Origin of the sequence: Flavobacterium movens, from assembly GCF_039581425.1 — a bacterium.
Lineage (GTDB): Bacteria > Bacteroidota > Bacteroidia > Flavobacteriales > Flavobacteriaceae > Flavobacterium > Flavobacterium luteolum.
Genome location: NZ_JBCPXY010000003.1, coordinates 22,943 through 42,135, shown reverse-complemented (window position 1 = coordinate 42,135; position 19,193 = coordinate 22,943). Strand labels below are relative to the sequence as shown.

General features: G+C 33.3%; 15 protein-coding genes and 1 pseudogene. 12 read left to right on the top strand and 4 right to left on the bottom strand.

Translation table 11 applies throughout. The features are described from left to right. Window positions 1-83: 83 nt before the first annotated feature. From AAYQ05_RS06515 to AAYQ05_RS06465, 11 genes are all read left to right on the top strand, one after another. On the top strand, window positions 84-434 hold the full coding sequence (locus tag AAYQ05_RS06515; protein WP_111366760.1) for a 4Fe-4S dicluster domain-containing protein: 351 nt from the start codon (window positions 84-86) through the stop codon (window positions 432-434). A 169-nt stretch (window positions 435-603) separates the two neighbouring features. Continuing rightward, complete coding sequence (locus tag AAYQ05_RS06510; RefSeq protein WP_343542045.1) at window positions 604-1,767, top strand: hypothetical protein; 1,164 nt, start codon at window positions 604-606, stop codon at window positions 1,765-1,767. 257 nt (window positions 1,768-2,024) lie between these two features. After that, window positions 2,025-3,119, top strand: coding sequence for a redox-regulated ATPase YchF (gene ychF / locus AAYQ05_RS06505; RefSeq protein ID WP_012024533.1), 1,095 nt, complete (start codon window positions 2,025-2,027; stop codon window positions 3,117-3,119). Between the two features lie 237 nt (window positions 3,120-3,356). Further along, on the top strand, window positions 3,357-4,034 hold the full coding sequence (locus tag AAYQ05_RS06500) for a TIGR02117 family protein (protein WP_343542041.1): 678 nt from the start codon (window positions 3,357-3,359) through the stop codon (window positions 4,032-4,034). 7 nt (window positions 4,035-4,041) lie between these two features. Then, complete coding sequence (locus tag AAYQ05_RS06495) at window positions 4,042-4,722, top strand: hypothetical protein (RefSeq protein ID WP_343542039.1); 681 nt, start codon at window positions 4,042-4,044, stop codon at window positions 4,720-4,722. A 90-nt stretch (window positions 4,723-4,812) separates the two neighbouring features. After that, window positions 4,813-5,727: a YihY/virulence factor BrkB family protein gene (locus tag AAYQ05_RS06490; RefSeq protein ID WP_343542036.1), complete on the top strand. Its 915-nt coding sequence runs from the start codon at window positions 4,813-4,815 to the stop codon at window positions 5,725-5,727. A gap of 113 nt (window positions 5,728-5,840) precedes the next feature. After that, a complete protein-coding gene (locus AAYQ05_RS06485; RefSeq protein ID WP_343542033.1) occupies window positions 5,841-6,365 on the top strand; it encodes an NADPH-dependent FMN reductase in 525 nt (174 codons plus the stop codon). Then, entirely contained in the window at window positions 6,366-7,346 is a 981-nt protein-coding gene (locus AAYQ05_RS06480) for a transglutaminase domain-containing protein (protein ID WP_343542031.1), read from the top strand. It begins immediately after the preceding gene. Window positions 7,347-7,422: 76 nt separating this feature from the next. After that, on the top strand, window positions 7,423-8,598 hold the full coding sequence (pncB, locus tag AAYQ05_RS06475) for a nicotinate phosphoribosyltransferase (RefSeq protein ID WP_281631981.1): 1,176 nt from the start codon (window positions 7,423-7,425) through the stop codon (window positions 8,596-8,598). A 163-nt stretch (window positions 8,599-8,761) separates the two neighbouring features. Further along, window positions 8,762-10,630, top strand: coding sequence for a DNA topoisomerase IV subunit B (locus AAYQ05_RS06470; protein ID WP_343542028.1), 1,869 nt, complete (start codon window positions 8,762-8,764; stop codon window positions 10,628-10,630). 49 nt (window positions 10,631-10,679) lie between these two features. Continuing rightward, window positions 10,680-13,400 (top strand): DNA gyrase/topoisomerase IV subunit A, encoded by a 2,721-nt coding sequence (locus AAYQ05_RS06465; RefSeq protein ID WP_343542027.1) that lies wholly within the window; start codon window positions 10,680-10,682, stop codon window positions 13,398-13,400. A 51-nt stretch (window positions 13,401-13,451) separates the two neighbouring features. On the opposite strand, the pseudogene AAYQ05_RS06460 reads toward AAYQ05_RS06465, so the two are convergent. Beyond that, window positions 13,452-14,414: pseudogene (locus AAYQ05_RS06460) on the bottom strand (AAA family ATPase); the annotation flags it as partial. Between the two features lie 83 nt (window positions 14,415-14,497). Here AAYQ05_RS06460 and AAYQ05_RS06455 point away from each other — a divergent pair. Next, on the top strand, window positions 14,498-15,001 hold the full coding sequence (locus tag AAYQ05_RS06455) for a hypothetical protein (RefSeq protein WP_343542026.1): 504 nt from the start codon (window positions 14,498-14,500) through the stop codon (window positions 14,999-15,001). Between the two features lie 61 nt (window positions 15,002-15,062). Here AAYQ05_RS06455 and AAYQ05_RS06450 read toward each other — a convergent pair whose 3' ends face one another. From AAYQ05_RS06450 to AAYQ05_RS06440, 3 genes are all read right to left on the bottom strand, one after another. Next, on the bottom strand, window positions 15,063-16,847 hold the full coding sequence (locus AAYQ05_RS06450) for a cytochrome-c peroxidase (RefSeq protein ID WP_343542025.1): 1,785 nt from the start codon (window positions 16,845-16,847) through the stop codon (window positions 15,063-15,065). 68 nt (window positions 16,848-16,915) lie between these two features. Further along, window positions 16,916-18,394: a PhoX family protein gene (locus AAYQ05_RS06445; protein ID WP_343542024.1), complete on the bottom strand. Its 1,479-nt coding sequence runs from the start codon at window positions 18,392-18,394 to the stop codon at window positions 16,916-16,918. Window positions 18,395-18,555: 161 nt separating this feature from the next. After that, window positions 18,556-19,191, bottom strand: coding sequence for a 3'-5' exonuclease (locus tag AAYQ05_RS06440; RefSeq protein WP_343542022.1), 636 nt, complete (start codon window positions 19,189-19,191; stop codon window positions 18,556-18,558). Between the last annotated feature and the right edge of the window lie 2 nt (window positions 19,192-19,193).

Sequence of the window (19,193 nt, the reverse complement as noted above, 5' to 3'; positions counted from 1 at the left end):
AAAGGCTTTTATCCTTTTAACTTTAATCCTTTCAAACTTTATGGCTTTAAACTTTATGACTTTTAAACTTTAAGACTAAAAAGATGGCAATTATTATAACTGACGAATGCATCAATTGTGGGGCTTGCGAACCAGAGTGCCCAAATACAGCAATATATGAAGGAGCAGATGATTGGAGATATAAAGACGGGACAAGTCTTTCTGGAAAAATAGTTTTACCTGACGGAACTGAAGTTGACGCTGATGACGCGCAAACTCCAATTTCTGATGAAATTTATTATATCGTACCAGGAAAATGTACAGAATGTAAAGGTTTTCACGATGAGCCGCAGTGTGCTGCTGTTTGTCCTGTTGACTGTTGTGTACCTGATGACAATCACGTTGAAGACGAAGAAACTTTATTAGAAAGACAAGCTTTTTTGCATAACGAGTAAAAATTGCTGTAGAAATAATATAGAATCCTGAGCCGAAAAACTCAGGATTTTTTTTACCCTGATTTCAGGTATTTTAGAAAGTCAGTTTCTTGATAGTGAATGTTTTATTTTTAGACTATTGCTTAATTGTTAGAAAAATAATACTTTAGTTGAAAAAATAACAATGCCTATGAAGAAATTGCTACTTTTATTTATTGTTTTGCTCAGCTACATAAGCGTTTTTGCACAAAAGGAGGAGTATTCTATTATTGTTAAGGATATAGAAACCTTGGAGCCAATACAAAATGCCACGGTTAAAATAATGAAAACCCAGCAGATTTTATTGAGCAATGAAGAAGGAAAAGTTACTTTTATGCTGACAGGAGGATCTAATGTTCAGGTTTCTGAAACTAATTATGAAGATTTGACTGTGCGATGGACTTCTTTAAATGGAGATCAAAAATTTGTTATTTATTTAAAGAGTAAAAACAATAAATTAGATGAAGTGGTTTTGTCTAAGGAATCTCCAGAAAAAATTCTGCAGAAATTGGTTAACAATTCTACAAAGAAAATTAGTATTTCCCATAGACAGAAAGTATATGTTAGAGAATTTTTTATGCTCGACAATCAGTATACGTATTATAATGATGGATTGGTAAATTTTCAATTTGATAAAAATAATAATGCAACTACTTTATTGGTTGAACAAAATCGCTCCTACGGACTATTAGAAACAGACGTAAGTGCTGATTTAAAAGGATATAATCTGAATAATATAATGGAGAATTATTTAAATTTTAAATACTTAGAACCATTATTAGATCCAAAAGCCAAAAAGGAATATGATTTTACAACCAAAGGACATTCAAAAAACAAAAATTACTACATAATGTCAGTTGTTCCGTTGGATAAGGCCAAAGAAGCGATTGATAATTTCGAAATCATTTATGACCCATTAAAAAAGATTATTGTAGAATATACTATTTCTGTTACTCCTGCGACTCTCGATAAAGTGGAAGAGAAGACTAAAGAAGGTGAAAAAAACATCACAAAATCGTTTGTCAAAGTAAATTACAGATGGGATGGAACCGATTATTATTTACTGAGTTCAAATGAAGAAATTGGTTATAATGTTGTTTTAAAAGATAAAACTAAAAATATACAAGTGAGAAATAGTTTTGTCACGACAGGTTTTAATAAGCAGAATTTTACTTATAATGAAAGTGACGTTTTTAAAGAAAAATCACTTTTCAATAAAAAGAATAAAATCTTAACGAATTACTGGGATATATCTGGTTTTACAGCTACCGATGAAGAAAAAGCAATCATCGCATCATTAGAGTTTAAATTGTAATTAAATAAATAGGAAAGAAAAATCCCGAACTTCATTTGTTCGGGATTTTCTTTTTTAAGAAATAACGTTAATCGATCAAGCAGAAAAAGAACTCTTTATCAAATTGCATTAATGTAAATATTTAATTCGCTAAAGAGTTATTAAATCTTATATTTGCAAAATTTTATTGCCGAAACGATTCATTTTGACAATAACCCAAAAAGCATATAACAGGTCTGAGTATTTAAAGGCCGATTAAAATAAATAGAAACAAACAGATGAAAGCAGGAATTGTAGGATTGCCAAATGTTGGAAAATCAACATTATTTAATTGTTTATCTAATGCAAAAGCGCAGAGTGCAAACTTTCCGTTTTGTACTATCGAACCTAATATTGGTGTTGTAAACGTTCCAGATCCAAGAATCAATAAATTGGAAGAATTGGTAAAACCAGAGCGCGTTCAAATGGCAACTGTAGATATCGTAGATATTGCAGGTTTGGTAAAAGGAGCAAGTAAAGGTGAAGGTCTTGGAAACCAGTTTTTAGGAAACATTAGAGAGTGTAATGCTATTATTCACGTTTTACGTTGTTTTGACAATGATAATATTGTACACGTTGACGGAAACGTAAATCCAATTCGTGATAAAGAAACTATCGATATTGAGTTGCAGTTAAAAGATCTAGAAACTGTTGAAAAGCGTTTAGAAAAAGTAAAACGTGCTGCAAAAACAGGAAATAAAGAAGCTCAGGCAGAAGAAGCTTTATTAAACAGAATTAGAGAAGCTCTTTTGCAGGCAAAATCTGCAAGAACAATTGTTCCTCAAAACAACGATGAAGAAGTTTTGATGGAAGCTTTCCAATTAATTACAGCAAAACCAGTTTTATATGTTTGTAATGTTGACGAAAGTTCTGCTGTAAACGGAAATAAATATGTAGATCAAGTTCGTGAATTAGTAAAAGATGAGGAGGCTGAAGTTATTGTACTTTCAGTAGGAGCAGAGGCAGATATCACGGAATTAGAAAGCTACGAAGAGCGTCAAGTTTTCTTAGAAGATATGGGATTAGAAGAGCCAGGAGCATCAGTTTTAATTCGTGCGGCTTACAAACTATTGAAACAGCAAACTTACTTTACAGCAGGTGTAAAAGAAGTTCGTGCTTGGACAATCAACATCGGAGCAACTGCTCCGCAAGCAGCTGGAGTTATCCATACCGACTTTGAAAAAGGATTTATCCGTGCAGAGGTGATTTCATACGATGATTACGTTCAATATGGTTCTGAAGCAAAAGCAAAAGAAGCTGGAAAATTCAGAGTTGAAGGAAAAGAATATATCGTAAAAGATGGTGATGTAATGCATTTCCGTTTTAACGTTTAATTTTTTTCTTGAGATAATAGAACAAAGAACAAAGAACAAAGAGAATAGACTAAACTGCTGGATGAATTCAGCAGTTTTTTTATGTATAAAAATGAAAATAAAATCCGTTTAAATCTGCGCTTTCGCGAAAGCGAATCTGTAAAATCCGCGTCCCATTTTAGCAACTGAAAAATTTTTGGCTCAAAAATTGGTTACTGAAAAAATAACCAATTACTAATCTAAAATCAACCAATCAAAATGCTAAAAAAATCATTCAAAATCCTAGGCTGGACACTTTTTGGAATCTTTAGTTTTCTTGCTTTGTATATTTCTTCTGTTTTAATTATTTCAAAAATCACAGTCAATTCAGATATTGCAAAAGTAGAAGAGCAAGATGCCGTTCCCATTTACATTCTTTCAAACGGAGTACATACCGATATTGTGGTTCCGATAAAAAATGAAATCAAAGACTGGCGAAACGAAATTCAGTTTAATCAAACTCAATCAAAAGATTCTTTAATGAATTATATTGCTTTTGGTTGGGGTGATAAGGGCTTTTATCTTGAAACTCCAGAATGGTCAGATTTAAAAGCAAGCACAGCTTTTAAAGCCGCTTTCGGAATCAGTTCATCTGCTGTACATGCTACATTTTTTAAGCAGTTAAGAGAAGGTGATGATTGTAAACGTATTTTAGTTTCTAAAGAGAATTATCAAAATTTAGTTAATTATATCTCCAATAGTTTTAGCAATCCAATTCATCCACAATGGATTGAAGGTCACAGCTACGGGCTAAAAGATGCTTTCTATGAAGCTAAAGGAAGTTATAGTCTTTTTTATACTTGCAATACTTGGGCAAATAATGCTTTAAAAGCAGCTAACCAAAAAGCAAGTTTATGGACGGTTTATGATAAAGGGATTTTCTGTCACTACAAATGATTCTGCTATGAAAAAGATAGTTTTAATTGTAGCAATACTAGCTGTAAGCATTTCTTGTAAAAAAGTAGACGCACCAGCAGAATGCGTAGAAGGATGTGCGACTTTTTATTTTGAAAAACCACAGCCTGACAATAATTCTGAGTTAGATCGTTTTCCGAGTAAATTTAGAGGATTGTATGTAAACAATGATTCAACTTTTATAAGAATTGAAGAAGATAGAATTCTAGAAGAATATTTTTGGAAGTTCAAAATTCATAAGCTTAAATTAGATTCACTAAAGGCTGAATGCGATATTGTTGATGGCAAATTAGTGGTGAAGGAGACAAGATATACTTATGATATGCTACCAAAAGGCGATTCAATCGAATTAATTCAAAAAAGTATCGATACGCTGTTTAGGTTTTCTCTTTATGAAAAAGCAAAACGAATTGATGGGCAATTAATTTTGAGTAAAAAAGATTCTATATTTTGGAAGGTTCGATTTGTTTCACTTGATAAAAACACACTCAAATTTAAAAATCTGTACGATTTGAAAGATTTGAAAAAACTTGATTCTGTAACTAAAATAAAAGCAAAAAAACTTGATTCTATTTCGTATTTGATGAAACCAGCAAGAAGCGAATTCAAAAAAATCTTTAAAATTAAACATTTAGGATACGATCAAGAATATAAAAAGGTCTCTAAATAAACATGGGAAAAATATAAAATTCGGCTAAAATCTGAGAAGTGCAACATTTTCATTAATGCTTAAATTTGAGTGAATATCAAAAATAAGCAAATGAAAAAGCACACTATATTTTCAAAAACTTGGTATTTATTAAAAACAACATTTTTAGAATTCAACGATGACAATGCGATAAAGTTAAGCGCGGCGTTATCTTATTATACCATTTTTGCTTTGCCTCCTTTGTTGATTATTATAATTACCATATGTGGCTTCTTTTTTGGGGAAGAGGCAGTCACAGGTCAATTATATGGTCAGATAAATCGATTGGTCGGGAATAATGCTGCTGTACAGATTCAGGAGGCAATCAAAAATGTTCAATTATCAGACAGTAATGTCTTTGTAACCGTATTTGGAGTTGTGATGCTTTTAATTGGAGCATCAGGAGTTTTTGCCGAAATTCAGAGTTCAATTAATTACATCTGGGGACTTCGTGCAAAACCAAATAAAGGCTTGAAAAAATTTATTCAAAACAGATTAATGTCATTTTCGATGATCGTTTCTGTTGGATTTTTAATGCTGGTCAGTTTAATGCTCAATGCTACACTCGACGTTTTAAATGCCCGTTTAAAACTTTATTTTCCAGACACAACAATATACCTTTTTTATGTTGTAAATCTTGTGATTGTTTTTGCTAGTATCACATTGCTTTTTGCTATTATATTCCGAACTTTACCAGACGGTATTATCAAATGGAAAGATGCTTTTATAGGCGCTTCTTGCACTGCTATTCTATTTATGATAGGTAAATTTGCAATTGGACTGTACTTAGGAAATTCAACAGTTGCAAGTGTTTATGGCGCAGCGGGTTCTGTAATTATAATTTTGGTTTGGGTATATTATTCGGCTATTATTTTATATTTTGGAGCAGAATTTACAAAAGTTTATGCCAAAGCTTTCGGTGGAAGTATTTCGCCAAATGATTATTCTGTAGAAATACAAAAAGAGATTTTTGAAATAGAAAATTAATATTAAACCATATAAGTAATATAAGAAAATTTAAGTTTTCACTTAATTAAAGGCAAAGTAAATTTAAATGAACTTATATTACTTATATGGTTGATAAAACAAATACCACAAATATGAAAATAATAGCCTTTGGAGGAAGTAACAGTAAGCACTCAATCAATAAACGTTTAGCTACTTATGCATCAAGTTTGTTTGAAAATGCCGAAGTTGAAGTTTTAGATCTTAACGATTTTGCAATGCCAGTTTTTAGTGTAGATCTTGAAAAAGAAATAGGTCAGCATGATGTGGCGCAAGCATTCCTGAATAAACTTAAAGAAGCTGATATTCTGGTTATTTCAATGGCAGAAAATAACGGGAATTATTCTGTTGCTTTCAAAAATGTTTTCGATTGGAGTTCTCGAATCGAAAAAGACGTTTTTCAGCATAAACCAATGTTATTATTGGCAACTTCTCCAGGAGGCAGAGGAGGCGCATCTGTTTTAGGAATTGCGCAGAATCTTTTCCCTCGTTACGGGGCAGAAATTAAAGGAAGTTTCTCATTGCCAGCATTTGGCTCGAATTTTGATTTACAAGAAAATAAAATCTCTAATCCAGAATTGGATCAGGAACTGAAAGATATTATTAAATCAAATTTTTAAATGCCACAAAAAAAGATTGCCCTTATTTTCTTTTTATTAAACATTATTTCTGTTCATTTTGCTTTTTCTCAGAAGATTAGCGAAGTTGATAAAATAGTTGCAAAATACCCAAAAAGCTTTGATAGCACAGAGAAATTAGCTGACAAAATCGAAAAAGATTTTGATTCCGATTATGATCGTGCGCGTGCTATTTACAGTTGGATTGCTTTCAATATAAGATACGATTACAATGCATATTTGAATCCGCCGAGAACACAAGGTTTCAGTTATTCTTCGGAAGCCGAAAAACAGCGAAAAATAAAACAACTGAATGATAATCTAATTCAGAAAGCTTTTAAATCTAAAAAAGCAGTTTGTGAAGGTTTTACAGCTCTATATCAGCATTTGGCCTCTTTAATGGGAATTAAATGTGAAATTATTCGTGGCGATTCTAAGATTTCAGTGCGAGATATTGGTAGAAAAACCACTTCATCCAATCATGCATGGAATATCGTTTTGATCGATAAAAAATGGCGCTTAATTGATGTCACTTGGGGACAAGGCTATTATGACAGCAGTAAAGGCAGAATGGTCAACGATTTTAATCCTGCTTATTTTGATACAGATCCCGATTATTTCTTTGCCAAACATTTTCCGGATTCTGGAACTTTTTTAGGTAATAGATTAAGTAAAGACGATTTTCTAAATGGCCCGTTAATTTACAATACAACAGTCGAAAAAGATTATAAAATTAAATCGCCCGACTCTGGAATAATCGAAGCTAGAAATGGTGATAAGATTACTGTAGAAATTAAAAATGTTTCGAAATCCAATCAGGTTTTTTATTTAAATAAAAGAAATCAGCCAGTAAAAGTTCAAAACCCAAAAGAAAAACGAGGAGGATTAGAATTCCAAATTGGCATTGATAACAATATTGGAGATTATATTACTGTTTTTGTTGATGGTAATAGTGTTGTTTCTTTCAAAATAACTTCAAAATAATCGATTAAGAAACCAGCAATTTTCATCTTTTCTGAAATTGGCGTATCTTAGCCAGAATGATCCGAATTTGAACACTATGGAAGCGACTTTTCTGAAATCAATCTTAGATAATGATTTCTATAAATTTACAATGCAGCATGCTGTAATTAAACTTTTTCCAAAAGCAAAAGTTCGTTACGGATTTATAAATCGAGGTAAACATGTCTTCCCAGAAGGATTTGCAGATTTACTTCGAAAATCTGTTGATGCATTATCTGAGCTTCGTTTAACAAAAGAAGAAAAAAGTTATTTAGCCCATTATTGTCCTTATCTTGATCCTACTTATTTAGATTTTCTGCAAGGATATAGTTTTGATCCGTCTGAGGTTGAGATTAGTCAGGAAGGTTCAGAAATTTCAGTAACAGTAGAAGGTTATTGGTACAGGACTATTTTATGGGAAGTTCCTTTAATGGCGCTTATTTCGGAGCTTTTTTATAAATCAAATCATTTAATTCGTTTAAATGATGAAGCCATAAAAGAACTAACAAAAGAGAAAATCGATAATTACAATAAATTAGGAGTTTCGATTTTAGAATTTGGTACAAGAAGACGTCATTCTTACGATGTTCATGATTTAGTCAATGAAACTTTAAGAACGTACGGAGGAAACAGTTTTATTGGAACCAGTAATGTGCATTTTGCAATGGTTAACAATAGAAGGCCTTTAGGGACGCATGCTCACGAATGGTTTATGTTTCATGCCGCGCAATATGGTTTTCAGGTCGCGAATTTTATAAGTCTCGAAAACTGGACAAAAGTTTACGGCGGTGATCTCGGAATCGCTTTAACGGATACTTATACGACAGAAATATTTTTCAACCAATTTGATAAAAAATATTCTAAGCTTTTTGATGGTGTTCGACATGATAGTGGAGATCCAATTGAGTTTGCCCAAAAAGTAATTGCTCATTATAATAAAATGGGAATCGATCCAAAATCAAAAGTTATTGTTTTTTCAGATTCACTCAATTACGATAAAGTAAAAAAGATTGTCGATTTCTGTCAAGACAAAATAAAAATGTCATTTGGAATCGGAACAAATTTCACTAACGATGTTGGACTTCCTGCTATGAATATGGTTATAAAATTAACCGACACAAAACCTGATAATGTGCATTGGCAAGGAGTGGTAAAACTTTCTGACGAGAAAAACAAAAACACAGGAACGCCCGAAATGATTGCTCTGGCAAAAGAAGTGCTCGGAATCAAATAGTATTTTTTTTGACAAAAAAGCAGTTTTTTATAATTTTACGCCCCATTTTGTTTTAAAATCAATTTAAATAGATTTCAAACTGTTATTATTCATAACAAAAAGAGAATACGCTTTCATTTTTTGCTAAGAAATGGTACATTAGCAAAAAATCCTAAATTCATATATGCTAGAGCAAAATCAATATACCGAAGATAATATTCGTTCGCTTGATTGGAAAGAACATATCCGTATGCGTCCAGGAATGTATATCGGAAAACTGGGAGACGGTTCTTCTCCAGACGATGGTATTTATATTCTTTTAAAAGAGGTTTTAGATAACTGTATCGATGAGTTTGTAATGGGCTCTGGAAAAACTATTGAGGTAACGATAAAAGATAAAACGGTTTCGGTTCGTGATTACGGACGTGGAATTCCGTTGGGGAAAGTGGTCGATGTAGTTTCGAAAATGAACACAGGAGGAAAGTACGATTCTAAAGCTTTCCAGAAATCAGTTGGTTTGAATGGTGTCGGAACAAAAGCAGTTAATGCGCTTTCCAATTATTTTAGAGTAGAATCTGTTCGTGAAGACAAACAAAAAGCCGCAGAGTTTTCTGCAGGAAATTTAGTTTCAGAAGAAGATATAGTTGAAACGACAAAACGTAAGGGAACAAAAGTAACTTTTACACCAGACGAAACGATTTTCAAAAACTATAAATTCCGTTTAGAATACGTTATTAAAATGGTGAAAAACTATTGTTACTTAAACAATGGTTTGACTATTATTTTCAACGGAGAAAAATACTATTCAGAAAATGGGCTTCGTGATTTATTAGAAGAAACAATCAGCGAAGAAGATTTAGAATACCCAATTATCCACTTAAAAGAACATGATATTGAGGTTGCGCTTACTCACAGTAAAACGCAGTATAGCGAAGAATATCACTCTTTTGTGAACGGTCAGAATACAACACAAGGAGGAACGCACTTAGCCGCTTATCGTGAGGCGGTTGTAAAAACGATTCGTGAATTTTACAATAAGAATTTCGAAGCATCAGACGTTCGTAAATCGATTGTAAGTGCGATTAGTATTAAAGTAATGGAACCGGTTTTTGAGTCTCAAACCAAAACAAAATTAGGTTCTACAGATATGGGTTCTGATGATGGAACACCAGCAGTTTCTGTTCGTACTTTCGTAAACGATTTTATCAAAACCAAATTAGATAATTATCTGCATAAAAATCCAGCAACTGCTGAGGCTTTATTGCGTAAAATTCTTCAAGCAGAACGTGAACGTAAAGAATTATCAGGAATTAGAAAACTGGCGACAGATCGTGCTAAAAAAGCCAATCTTCACAATAAAAAATTAAGAGATTGCAGAGCGCATCTTCCTGATACCAAAAATCCGAGAAACTTAGAAAGTACGCTTTTTATTACCGAGGGAGATTCGGCTTCTGGATCGATTACAAAGTCGCGTGACGTAAATACACAAGCCGTTTTCAGTTTGCGTGGTAAACCTTTGAATTCATACGGAATGACAAAGAAAATCGTGTATGAAAACGAAGAATTCAATTTACTGCAGGCAGCACTTGATATCGAAGACGGATTAGAAAAATTACGTTACAATAATATCGTAATCGCAACCGATGCCGATGTCGACGGAATGCACATTCGCTTGCTTTTAATTACCTTCTTTTTGCAATTTTTCCCAGAATTAATCAAAGAAGGGCATTTGTATATTTTACAAACACCACTTTTCAGGGTTCGAAACAAAAAAGAAACGATTTATTGTTATTCTGAAGAAGAAAGAAAAGACGCCATCGAAAAATTAAAACCAAAACCAGAAATCACCCGATTTAAAGGTTTGGGAGAGATTTCGCCAGATGAGTTCAAGAATTTTATTGGAGATACAATCCGCCTTGATCCAGTTATGATGGACAAGCATACTTCAATTGAACAGTTATTGTCTTTCTATATGGGTAAAAACACACCTGATAGACAAGATTTTATTATCAAAAACCTGAAGGTTGAGATTGATGAGCTAGAGGAGGTTTAAAAGAAAGAATTATAGAAGAATTTTTTAGTATTTATACTGAACAAAATATATGAAAGACGAAGAAGACGATAACATAATTCCAAACGACGACGAGAATAATCAAGATGAAAACCATATTGATGACAATCAAAATGGAGATGACGATGAGATTATCGATGTAGATGCGAAGCATTTCGAAGGACAGCATTTTTACGAAAATCAGGAAGAAGAAGGCGAGGACGTTATTACCAAAGTAACGGGCATGTACAAAGACTGGTTTTTGGATTATGCTTCATATGTAATTCTGGAACGAGCAGTTCCTGCTATCGAGGATGGATTTAAACCTGTTCAGCGTCGTATTATGCACTCTTTAAAAGAGCTGGACGATGGTCGTTATAACAAAGTTGCCAATGTTGTTGGTCACACCATGCAGTATCACCCACATGGAGATGCGAGTATTGGTGACGCCATGGTGCAGATTGGTCAGAAAGATTTATTGATTGACTGCCAGGGAAACTGGGGAAATATTTTAACAGGTGACGGAGCAGCTGCTTCGCGTTATATTGAGGCACGTTTATCCAAATTTGCTTTGGAGGTTTTATATTCTCCAAAAATTACCGATTGGGGTGTTTCGTATGATGGTCGTCGTGCAGAACCAAACAATCTCCCTGTAAAATTCCCATTGCTTTTAGCACAAGGAGCAGAAGGTATTGCAGTTGGACTTTCTACAAAAGTATTGCCTCATAACTTCAATGAATTGATTGATGCTTCGATCAAGATTTTAAAAGGAAAATCGTTTACGCTTTATCCTGACTTCATGACTGCTGGTATTGCTGACGTGTCAAATTATCATGATGGAATGCGTGGCGGACGTGTGCGTGTGCGTGCTAAAATTTCGCAATTAGACAAAAATACATTGGTGATTACACAGATTCCGTTTTCGACCAATACATCGAGTTTAATTGACAGTATTTTGAAAGCCAATGAAAAAGGTAAAATCAAAATCAAGAAAATTGAAGACAATACTGCTGCAGATGTTGAGATTTTAATTCATCTTTTCCCAGGTGTTTCACCAGATAAAACAATTGATGCTTTATTTGCTTTTACAGCCTGTGAAACTTCTGTAGCGCCTTTAGGATGCGTTATTGAAGATAACAAGCCATTATTTATTGGGGTTTCTGAAATGTTGAAAATTTCAACGCACAGAACAGTCGATTTGCTTCGTCAGGAATTAGAAATTCAATTAGAAGAATTAAAAAATAAGTGGCATTTTTCTACTTTGGAGAAAATATTCATACGTGAAGAAATGTATATCGACTTCAAACTTTATGGAGACAGAGAATCACTTTACAAATATTTGTATGACCGTTTTGAGCCTTTCAAGAAATCATTCGTTAGAGAAATCAATGATGATGATTTACAGCGTTTGACTCAAATCCCGATGATTCGTATTACACGTTTCGACTCTGATAAAGCTGATGATTTAATCGCTAAGTTGGAAGATGAAATGAAAGAAGTGGAGCATAATCTGGAACATTTAACAGATTTTGCAATTGCCTACTTCACCAAATTAAAAGAGAAATACGGAAAAGGTCGTGAACGCCAAACAGAACTTCGTGTTTTTGATAACGTAGAAGCTACAAAGGTAGTTTTAAGAAACACAAAACTTTACGTAAACCGTGAAGAAGGTTTCGTAGGAACAAGTTTAAAGAAAGACGAATACGTAGGAGACTGTTCTGATATTGATGATGTTATCGTGTTTTTACGAGACGGAACATTAATGATTACCAAAGTAGATGCCAAAACATTTATTGGAAAAGACATTATACACGCCGCAGTTTTCGATAAAAACGATAAACGTACTATTTACAATATGATGTATCGTGATGGGAAATCTGGACCGTCATATATTAAACGTTTTAATGTTACGGGAGTAACGCGCGATAAAGCTTACGATTTAACTAACGGAACAAATGGTTCGCAAGTAGTTTATTTTTCACACAATCCAAATGGAGAAGCTGAGGTAGTTACTATTTTGCTTCGTCAGGTAGGAACGATTAAAAAACTGAAATTCGACATTGATTTTGCTAAACTGGCCATTAAAGGCCGTGGATCAAAAGGAAATTTGGTGACCAAATATCCAATTAAGAAAATCGAATTAAAAGAAAAAGGAATTTCAACTTTATTGCCAAGAAAAGTTTGGTTTGACGATACTGTAAAACGTTTGAATGTTGATGCAAGAGGTGAACTGTTAGGTGAATTCAAGCCAAGCGATAAAATTTTAGTAATCAGCCAAAGCGGTAAATTAAAAGTTATTATTCCAGAATTATCGACTCACTTTGAGGAAGATATGATTGTCCTAGAAAAATGGAAACCTAAAAAACCAATTTCTGCTATTTATTATGATGGTGAAAAAGAACGTTACTTCTTAAAACGTTTCCTTGTAGAAAATGAAGGAAAAGAAGAAAGTTTTATTACAGACCACCCAAATTCACAGCTAGAGATCGTTTCTACGGATTATCGTCCAGTAGCGCAATTGGTTTTTGCCAAAGTCAAAGGTGTTCAAAAAGACGATTTGCATATTGATGTAGAAGACTTTATAGCCGTAAAAGGTTTCAAAGCTCTTGGGAATCAATTGACAACTGATAAATTAAGGCAGGTTAACTTGTTAGATCCGCTTCCTTATGAAGAGCCAGTCGAAGAAGTTCCTGAAAAACCAGAAATTCCAGAAGATGATTCTGTGGAGACAGAATTAGATGACGACGGCCAAATAGGCTTGGTTTTAGAATAAAAAAAAGAAACGCTAAGATTAATTTCTTAGCGTTTTTTTTATAGAGTTAAATTAATTCTCAATCACGACAGATTCTGCTATAATCCATTTCACTTCGTTGTTTTCAATAATTACTGATATATTGTCGTTGTCTTTAACTTCTCCAGAGATAATCTTTTTAGCTAGAGGCCTTCTTAAATGTGTCCTAATGATGTTTTTGATAGGTCTTGCACCATATTTAGCATTATAACCGTTTTCAGCCAAATACAGTTTGGTTTCAAAAGGAATTTCTACTGTGATTTTACTATTGTTTAATAAATCAATGAATTCTTTTTTAAGGTGAATCTCAAATATTTTTAGTGCATTTTCTTTATTAATTGGAGCAAAGGGTACGATTTCGGTCAATCGCCCTAAAAATTCGGGCCTGAAGTAATTTGCCATAATTTCCATTAAAGAACTAGAAGTTGGAATCTCACCATTATTAAATGTATTGACGATATGATCTGCGCCAATATTTGACGTAAAAAGAATTATGGCATTGGAGAAATCTCCTTCTTTGCCTAATCGATCGTGCAGTTTTCCTTCGTCCATGATTTGAAGAAATACATCAAAAACTGAAGGATGTGCTTTTTCAATTTCGTCAAATAAAACAATAGAATATGGTTTTTGTCTAATCTTGTTTACTAATAACCCACCTTCTTCGTAACCAACGTAGCCAGGAGGAGCGCCGTATAATAAAGCTGCCGAATGCTCTTCTTTAAATTCAGACATATCAAAACGAATAATAGCGTTTTCATCCTGAAAAAGAAATTCAGCTAATGACTTGGCCAATTCTGTTTTTCCTGTTCCTGTTGGGCCTAAGAAAAAGAAAGAAGCAATTGGCTGGCCTGCTTTGCTAAGCCCCGAACGTGATTCTAAAATAGATCCAGCAACAGTCTCAATGCAATGATCTTGACCGATTACCCTTTGCCCTAAAACTTCTTCAATAGTATTTAGTTTTTGCTTTTCTTCTTCTTTAAGTTTTCCTGCTGGAATTCCTTGAAATAAATCAGCTTTTAGCTTCTGTGGAACAGCAGGCCAGAGAAAGTAGTTTTTCTAAAAATAATGATCCTTATCTCATGATTAAACCAAAAATTGATGAATCTATAGGAAAGTCATTTGGAATACATTATTGGTCTACTTGTGCAGAAGAAGGAAATGATATCAAAGCAGGGACTGTTTTAGAATCTAAAGAAGATTTAGTGTTTGTAAGTAAAGAGGCAGTATTGGTTACCAATACAGTTGGCGGTATGAACAAGCAAAATAATAAAGATCGTATTTTAGCTTATCGAAATGCTTTACTGACTCGTGGCAGAATTGTAACATTTGCAGATATAAAAGCATTTGGATTTAATCATTTTAAAAGCTGTGTAACAGATATTAGAATAGAAAAAGGAACACGAAAAGAAATTTCTGTAAAAGCAGGTTTTAGCAGAACAGTAGATATTTATCTAAAAATTGATGCAACAGAAAGAAACTATCTATCCGCTACAGAATGGGATTATTTGTCTGAAAGTTTTATAAAGAACTTAAAAAATAGGTCATCAAATGTATTTCCTTATCGTCTTTTCATAGAAGAATAAAACAAAAAACGCCGAAAAATTACTTTTCGGCGTTTTGCTTAATTGGGGATTTATTTTGGTTTTACTGGTATTTCCTATCCGTTAGCGTTTTCATAAAAGCAACTAGAGCCTTTTCTTCTTTTATAGTCAAATTCAGTTTGTCAAAAGGAAGTGTTTGATTTTCTACTTCGTAGCCTAAACCAATTCCACCACCTTTATTGTAAAAAGAAACCACTTCTTCTAGGGTTTTAAAAACTCCGTTATGCATGTACGGAGCCGTAACCGCAGCATTTCTGACAGTTGGCGTTTTAAAAGCACCAATTAACTGGGGCATTTGGTTGTAGATGTAACGGCCTTTATCTGGGCTTAAAGTTTTTCCTGAGGGTTCATTTGGAGTTCCAATAACTTCGTGTTCCGTTTTGGAATAACTTGGCGGAACTGTTCCGTTAAATAAGGGCGTAAAATGGCAAGTGGCACATTTTGCTTTTCCCATAAAAAGGTTCATTCCTTCGATTTCTTCATTGTTCAGAATGTTTTTATTTCCTCTCATGTATTCATCAAATCTAGAATCAAAGGCATTTAAGGAGCGTACATAACTTGCAATAGCATTTTGAATTTGCCACGCTTCTGGCTTTGATACTTTTGGATAGGCTTTTTTAAATAGTTTTACATATTCCTTATCCAGCTGAATTTTAGCATGAATATTTTCCATCGAGCCATGCATTTCGTCTTTATTCTGAATTACGTCGACACTTTGTTTTTCTAGATCCAATTGACGCATATCCCAAAACTGAGCATTCTGCAAAGAAGCATAGGTTAGAGTAGGAGTGTTTCTTGGTAAATTCATTCCAGTAAGTGAAACGTTTGTTTTTAAACCATCAGTAAAAGCTTTTTCAGGATTATGACAAGTTGCACAACTTCGGTCATTGTTTTTTGAAAGACTTTTGTCATAAAACAATTTTTCGCCTAGAATAGCTTTTTCTTTCGTAAAATTATATTCTTTAGAAAGCACAAAAGCATTTACATCAAAAGCGTCTTTATCAAATAAAGTTTCAATTGTTGGTTTTAGCGGACTGCTTTTCTTTACATTTTTAATGTTTTCTTCTTTCTGAAAAGTTTTCAGTTTTTTCGAAATCGGATTTAGATATTGAGATATAAAAATAGCACGATTAAAAGCATTGAAATTATTATTTTCAGTGCAGTATTTTTGTGCACTTTTGGTCAACTCTTTTAATTCAGATACTGATTTATTGCCAGCATCAATCTTTTCAAGCGTTTCTGGAATTGAGATTAAACTCTGGCCAGCTTCTGGAATTGAAGATTGCAAAATCGGACTATCAAAACCAGTTATTCCTAAAGCAATAACTCTAAAAACATTCTGCTGCATAGCATCTAAAACGTAATCATCACTAATGGTAATAACTTCAAAAGTGCTTTTGAGTTGTTTAATATTCGATTGAAAAATATTCAATTCTCTCGTTAAATCTTCTTTACTTTCAGGATTGTATTCAGGATAAATCATTTCTTCCATAACTTGAAAACCATGGGGTTCAAAAGATCTGTTTTCTTCCAATTCCATTTCGTCAAGAGCAGGACCGTTCATAAATCTACCAGTTTCAGGAATAAAATATTCAATTGCCCATTCGACTTTTTTGTATGCTAGACGTGACTTTTTAAATTGTGCTACAATTTCTTTTTGTGAAGAATTGCTGGTTACAAGTTTTTGAAATTGTGAAATTTCATTACTAAGTTTATTTAGGTCTACAAGTAATTCTTGTTTGACCGTTGGTTTTGAAGCTTCGCTTTCTTTGCACGAATAGAAAAAAGAAAGCAGTATAAATAGAAAAGTAAAATATTTTAATTTCATAGTGGAGTTGTAATAGAAACAACCCTTATTAGAAAATAAGGGTTGTTAATAGATTTTGGTAGAAATTATTAGCGTTGTACGTTTCTAATAATTACAGTTTGTCCTCCCTCTTTGTTAGTTTGAGTTCCTGAACCGTCAGCATTTTTAAATGCATCACTTTGCCAAGTATGAGGGTGAATATTTACAGTGAAAGTATCTGGAACACCAATAATATCTGAAATGTCTTGCATAGCTCCAAATTCCCAACTTCCAAATCTCATTTCGCCAGTTTGGTTATAAAGTGTATTCCAAGCTGTATCTGTTCTTTTGTGGTTCATGTTTAACCATGGTTTATTCTGTTTTGTAGCAATATTGTACTGCCAGATGTAAGAATCGTGTTTTGCATCTGCATAATAACTATCACCATCTTCTTGAATGTAAACATAGTTTTCAGTCACACATAAGTTATCAGGATTGATAATTCCAGTTCCAGGAGTACTGTCACCTTCAACAGCCAATTCTAAAGTTCCTTTTAATGGGTTTGTTGCATCTAATTTTACTTTATAAACTCTTCCCCACATTGTATATCCTTCAACAGGAGCATTATTTGTTGCTTGACCAGTTGCAGTAAAGTAAATTTCTCTATTGTTGCTTGCACTTCCTTTTCTGTAGTCTACGTCTTCAACTCTTGAGAAACGAATTGCTTTTAAATCATTAACCGTGGTATTGATTACCGCACCAGTTAAGTTTTTTGCATTCGGAATTTCAACAAATTCAACTGGATATGAATTGTTTAAAGTGATGGTTGTTTCAACTTGATTTCCGTCAGTTCTTTTTAAAGCGTATAATTTTCCGTTAGATAAATCGCCAACTGTACTAACATACATAATTAACTGACCAGCACTTACGTGAGAAGTTGCGTACGATTGATCTTCTCCAATTAAAATAACTGTTTTTCCTGGATAAGCCTCTTTTGGAAGCGGAACAGCGTTTTCCATACTCGCTTTTCCTAAAGCTGGCAACACTCTGTCAGTTCTAGCTTTATCAGTAGATAATCCAAGAGGATTAATTCCGTGAACCATACTTTCCTGACCGCTTTCTCCAGCAGTTAAAAAGATTGGCCCAAATCCGTGGATTTCTGGAGTTGCCAAAGTAGCAGAACACAAACGAGTAAGTCCCCCAACACCATCAACGATATAGTCTCCTTTTACAGGCTTGAAAGTTTTGTCTAAATATACTCTTGATACCGATTGAATAATTTCATGGTTAGTAATCATAATGTATCCATCACCTTTAGGATCTTTCATTATTCCAGCTCCGTCAGGCTGTGCGCCATAAACAAAAGATGGAGAATCTGGAAGTACATCAGCGCTTGTAATTAAAGTGCTGATTTTTAAGTTTTCAAAACCTGTCTGAGCATAAACAAAAGGAGGTACTTTTGAATGTGAAGTAAAATCGATGCTTGCGTTTACATCGTTTTTTGAATCTTTGTCATCATTTTGACAGCCAATTGCAGTAATACCTGCAATTCCAAGCAAGGTAATCGATTTTAAGAAGTTAGCTTTCATAAAGTGTTTTTTTGTGTTTTTTTTGATTAGAGCAAAGCTATCTTTCAAAAACAAAATACATGTTATGAGTATTTTTCCTTTTTGCTAACTTTTATAAGTCTTGTATTACTAAATAGTAAATTAAAAGTTTAGAATGTAAATTTTAGATTCCTAAAAAAATCTTAAAGCGGTTTAAAAAGCTGATTTAGATTGACTGCTTTTTTCTCTTTTAGCTTTTTTACAATTTTAAGAAAAGCAATCGCCGTGATGTAAGCATCACCCAAAGCAGTGTGGCGATCTTTTTTTGAAATATCAAATTTGTCAGCCAAATCATCTAAGGTATAATGATCTTTTCGCTCAAATAAATGCGATTGAATTAAAGTCTTTTTGTACAAATAAGCAGTATCTAGAGTTTTATTGGTTAAATAAGGAAGGCCATTTCGTTCTAAAGCTTTATTAATCATGGTAACATCAAAAATTGTGTGATGTGCAATGATTATAGAATCTCCTAAAAAATCTAAAAATTGCTGTAAAGCCTCTAACTCGGTCGGACGTTTAATCAATAAATCTTTTAAAATGCCATGAATCTGAGCGGTCGATTTATCATAATGATCTTGTTCTAGATAAACTTCAAAACTATCCTGAACATTAATGATTCCGTTTTGAAGAACCAATGCGCCGATACATAAAATGCGATCATTATCATAATCAAATCCTGTAGTTTCGGTATCTAAAACAACAAAACGAGTTTCTTCGATGGTAATATTTTCATCAAATAGATTATTTTCTTCTTTCTTCCAAAAATTGAATAAACTCATTA

Excerpts from the sequence above, each read along its gene's own strand:
- AAYQ05_RS06515 (WP_111366760.1), top strand. The coding sequence starts at position 84 with ATGGCAATTATTATAACTGACGAATGCATCAATTGTGGGGCTTGCGAA.
- AAYQ05_RS06510 (WP_343542045.1), top strand. The coding sequence starts at position 604 with ATGAAGAAATTGCTACTTTTATTTATTGTTTTGCTCAGCTACATAAGC.
- ychF (WP_012024533.1), top strand. The coding sequence starts at position 2,025 with ATGAAAGCAGGAATTGTAGGATTGCCAAATGTTGGAAAATCAACATTA.
- AAYQ05_RS06500 (WP_343542041.1), top strand. The coding sequence starts at position 3,357 with ATGCTAAAAAAATCATTCAAAATCCTAGGCTGGACACTTTTTGGAATC.
- AAYQ05_RS06495 (WP_343542039.1), top strand. The coding sequence starts at position 4,042 with ATGAAAAAGATAGTTTTAATTGTAGCAATACTAGCTGTAAGCATTTCT.
- AAYQ05_RS06490 (WP_343542036.1), top strand. The coding sequence starts at position 4,813 with ATGAAAAAGCACACTATATTTTCAAAAACTTGGTATTTATTAAAAACA.
- AAYQ05_RS06485 (WP_343542033.1), top strand. The coding sequence starts at position 5,841 with ATGAAAATAATAGCCTTTGGAGGAAGTAACAGTAAGCACTCAATCAAT.
- AAYQ05_RS06480 (WP_343542031.1), top strand. The coding sequence starts at position 6,366 with ATGCCACAAAAAAAGATTGCCCTTATTTTCTTTTTATTAAACATTATT.
- pncB (WP_281631981.1), top strand. The coding sequence starts at position 7,423 with ATGGAAGCGACTTTTCTGAAATCAATCTTAGATAATGATTTCTATAAA.
- AAYQ05_RS06470 (WP_343542028.1), top strand. The coding sequence starts at position 8,762 with ATGCTAGAGCAAAATCAATATACCGAAGATAATATTCGTTCGCTTGAT.
- AAYQ05_RS06465 (WP_343542027.1), top strand. The coding sequence starts at position 10,680 with ATGAAAGACGAAGAAGACGATAACATAATTCCAAACGACGACGAGAAT.
- AAYQ05_RS06455 (WP_343542026.1), top strand. The coding sequence starts at position 14,498 with ATGATTAAACCAAAAATTGATGAATCTATAGGAAAGTCATTTGGAATA.
- AAYQ05_RS06450 (WP_343542025.1), bottom strand. The coding sequence starts at position 16,847 with ATGAAATTAAAATATTTTACTTTTCTATTTATACTGCTTTCTTTTTTC.
- AAYQ05_RS06445 (WP_343542024.1), bottom strand. The coding sequence starts at position 18,394 with ATGAAAGCTAACTTCTTAAAATCGATTACCTTGCTTGGAATTGCAGGT.
- AAYQ05_RS06440 (WP_343542022.1), bottom strand. The coding sequence starts at position 19,191 with ATGAGTTTATTCAATTTTTGGAAGAAAGAAGAAAATAATCTATTTGAT.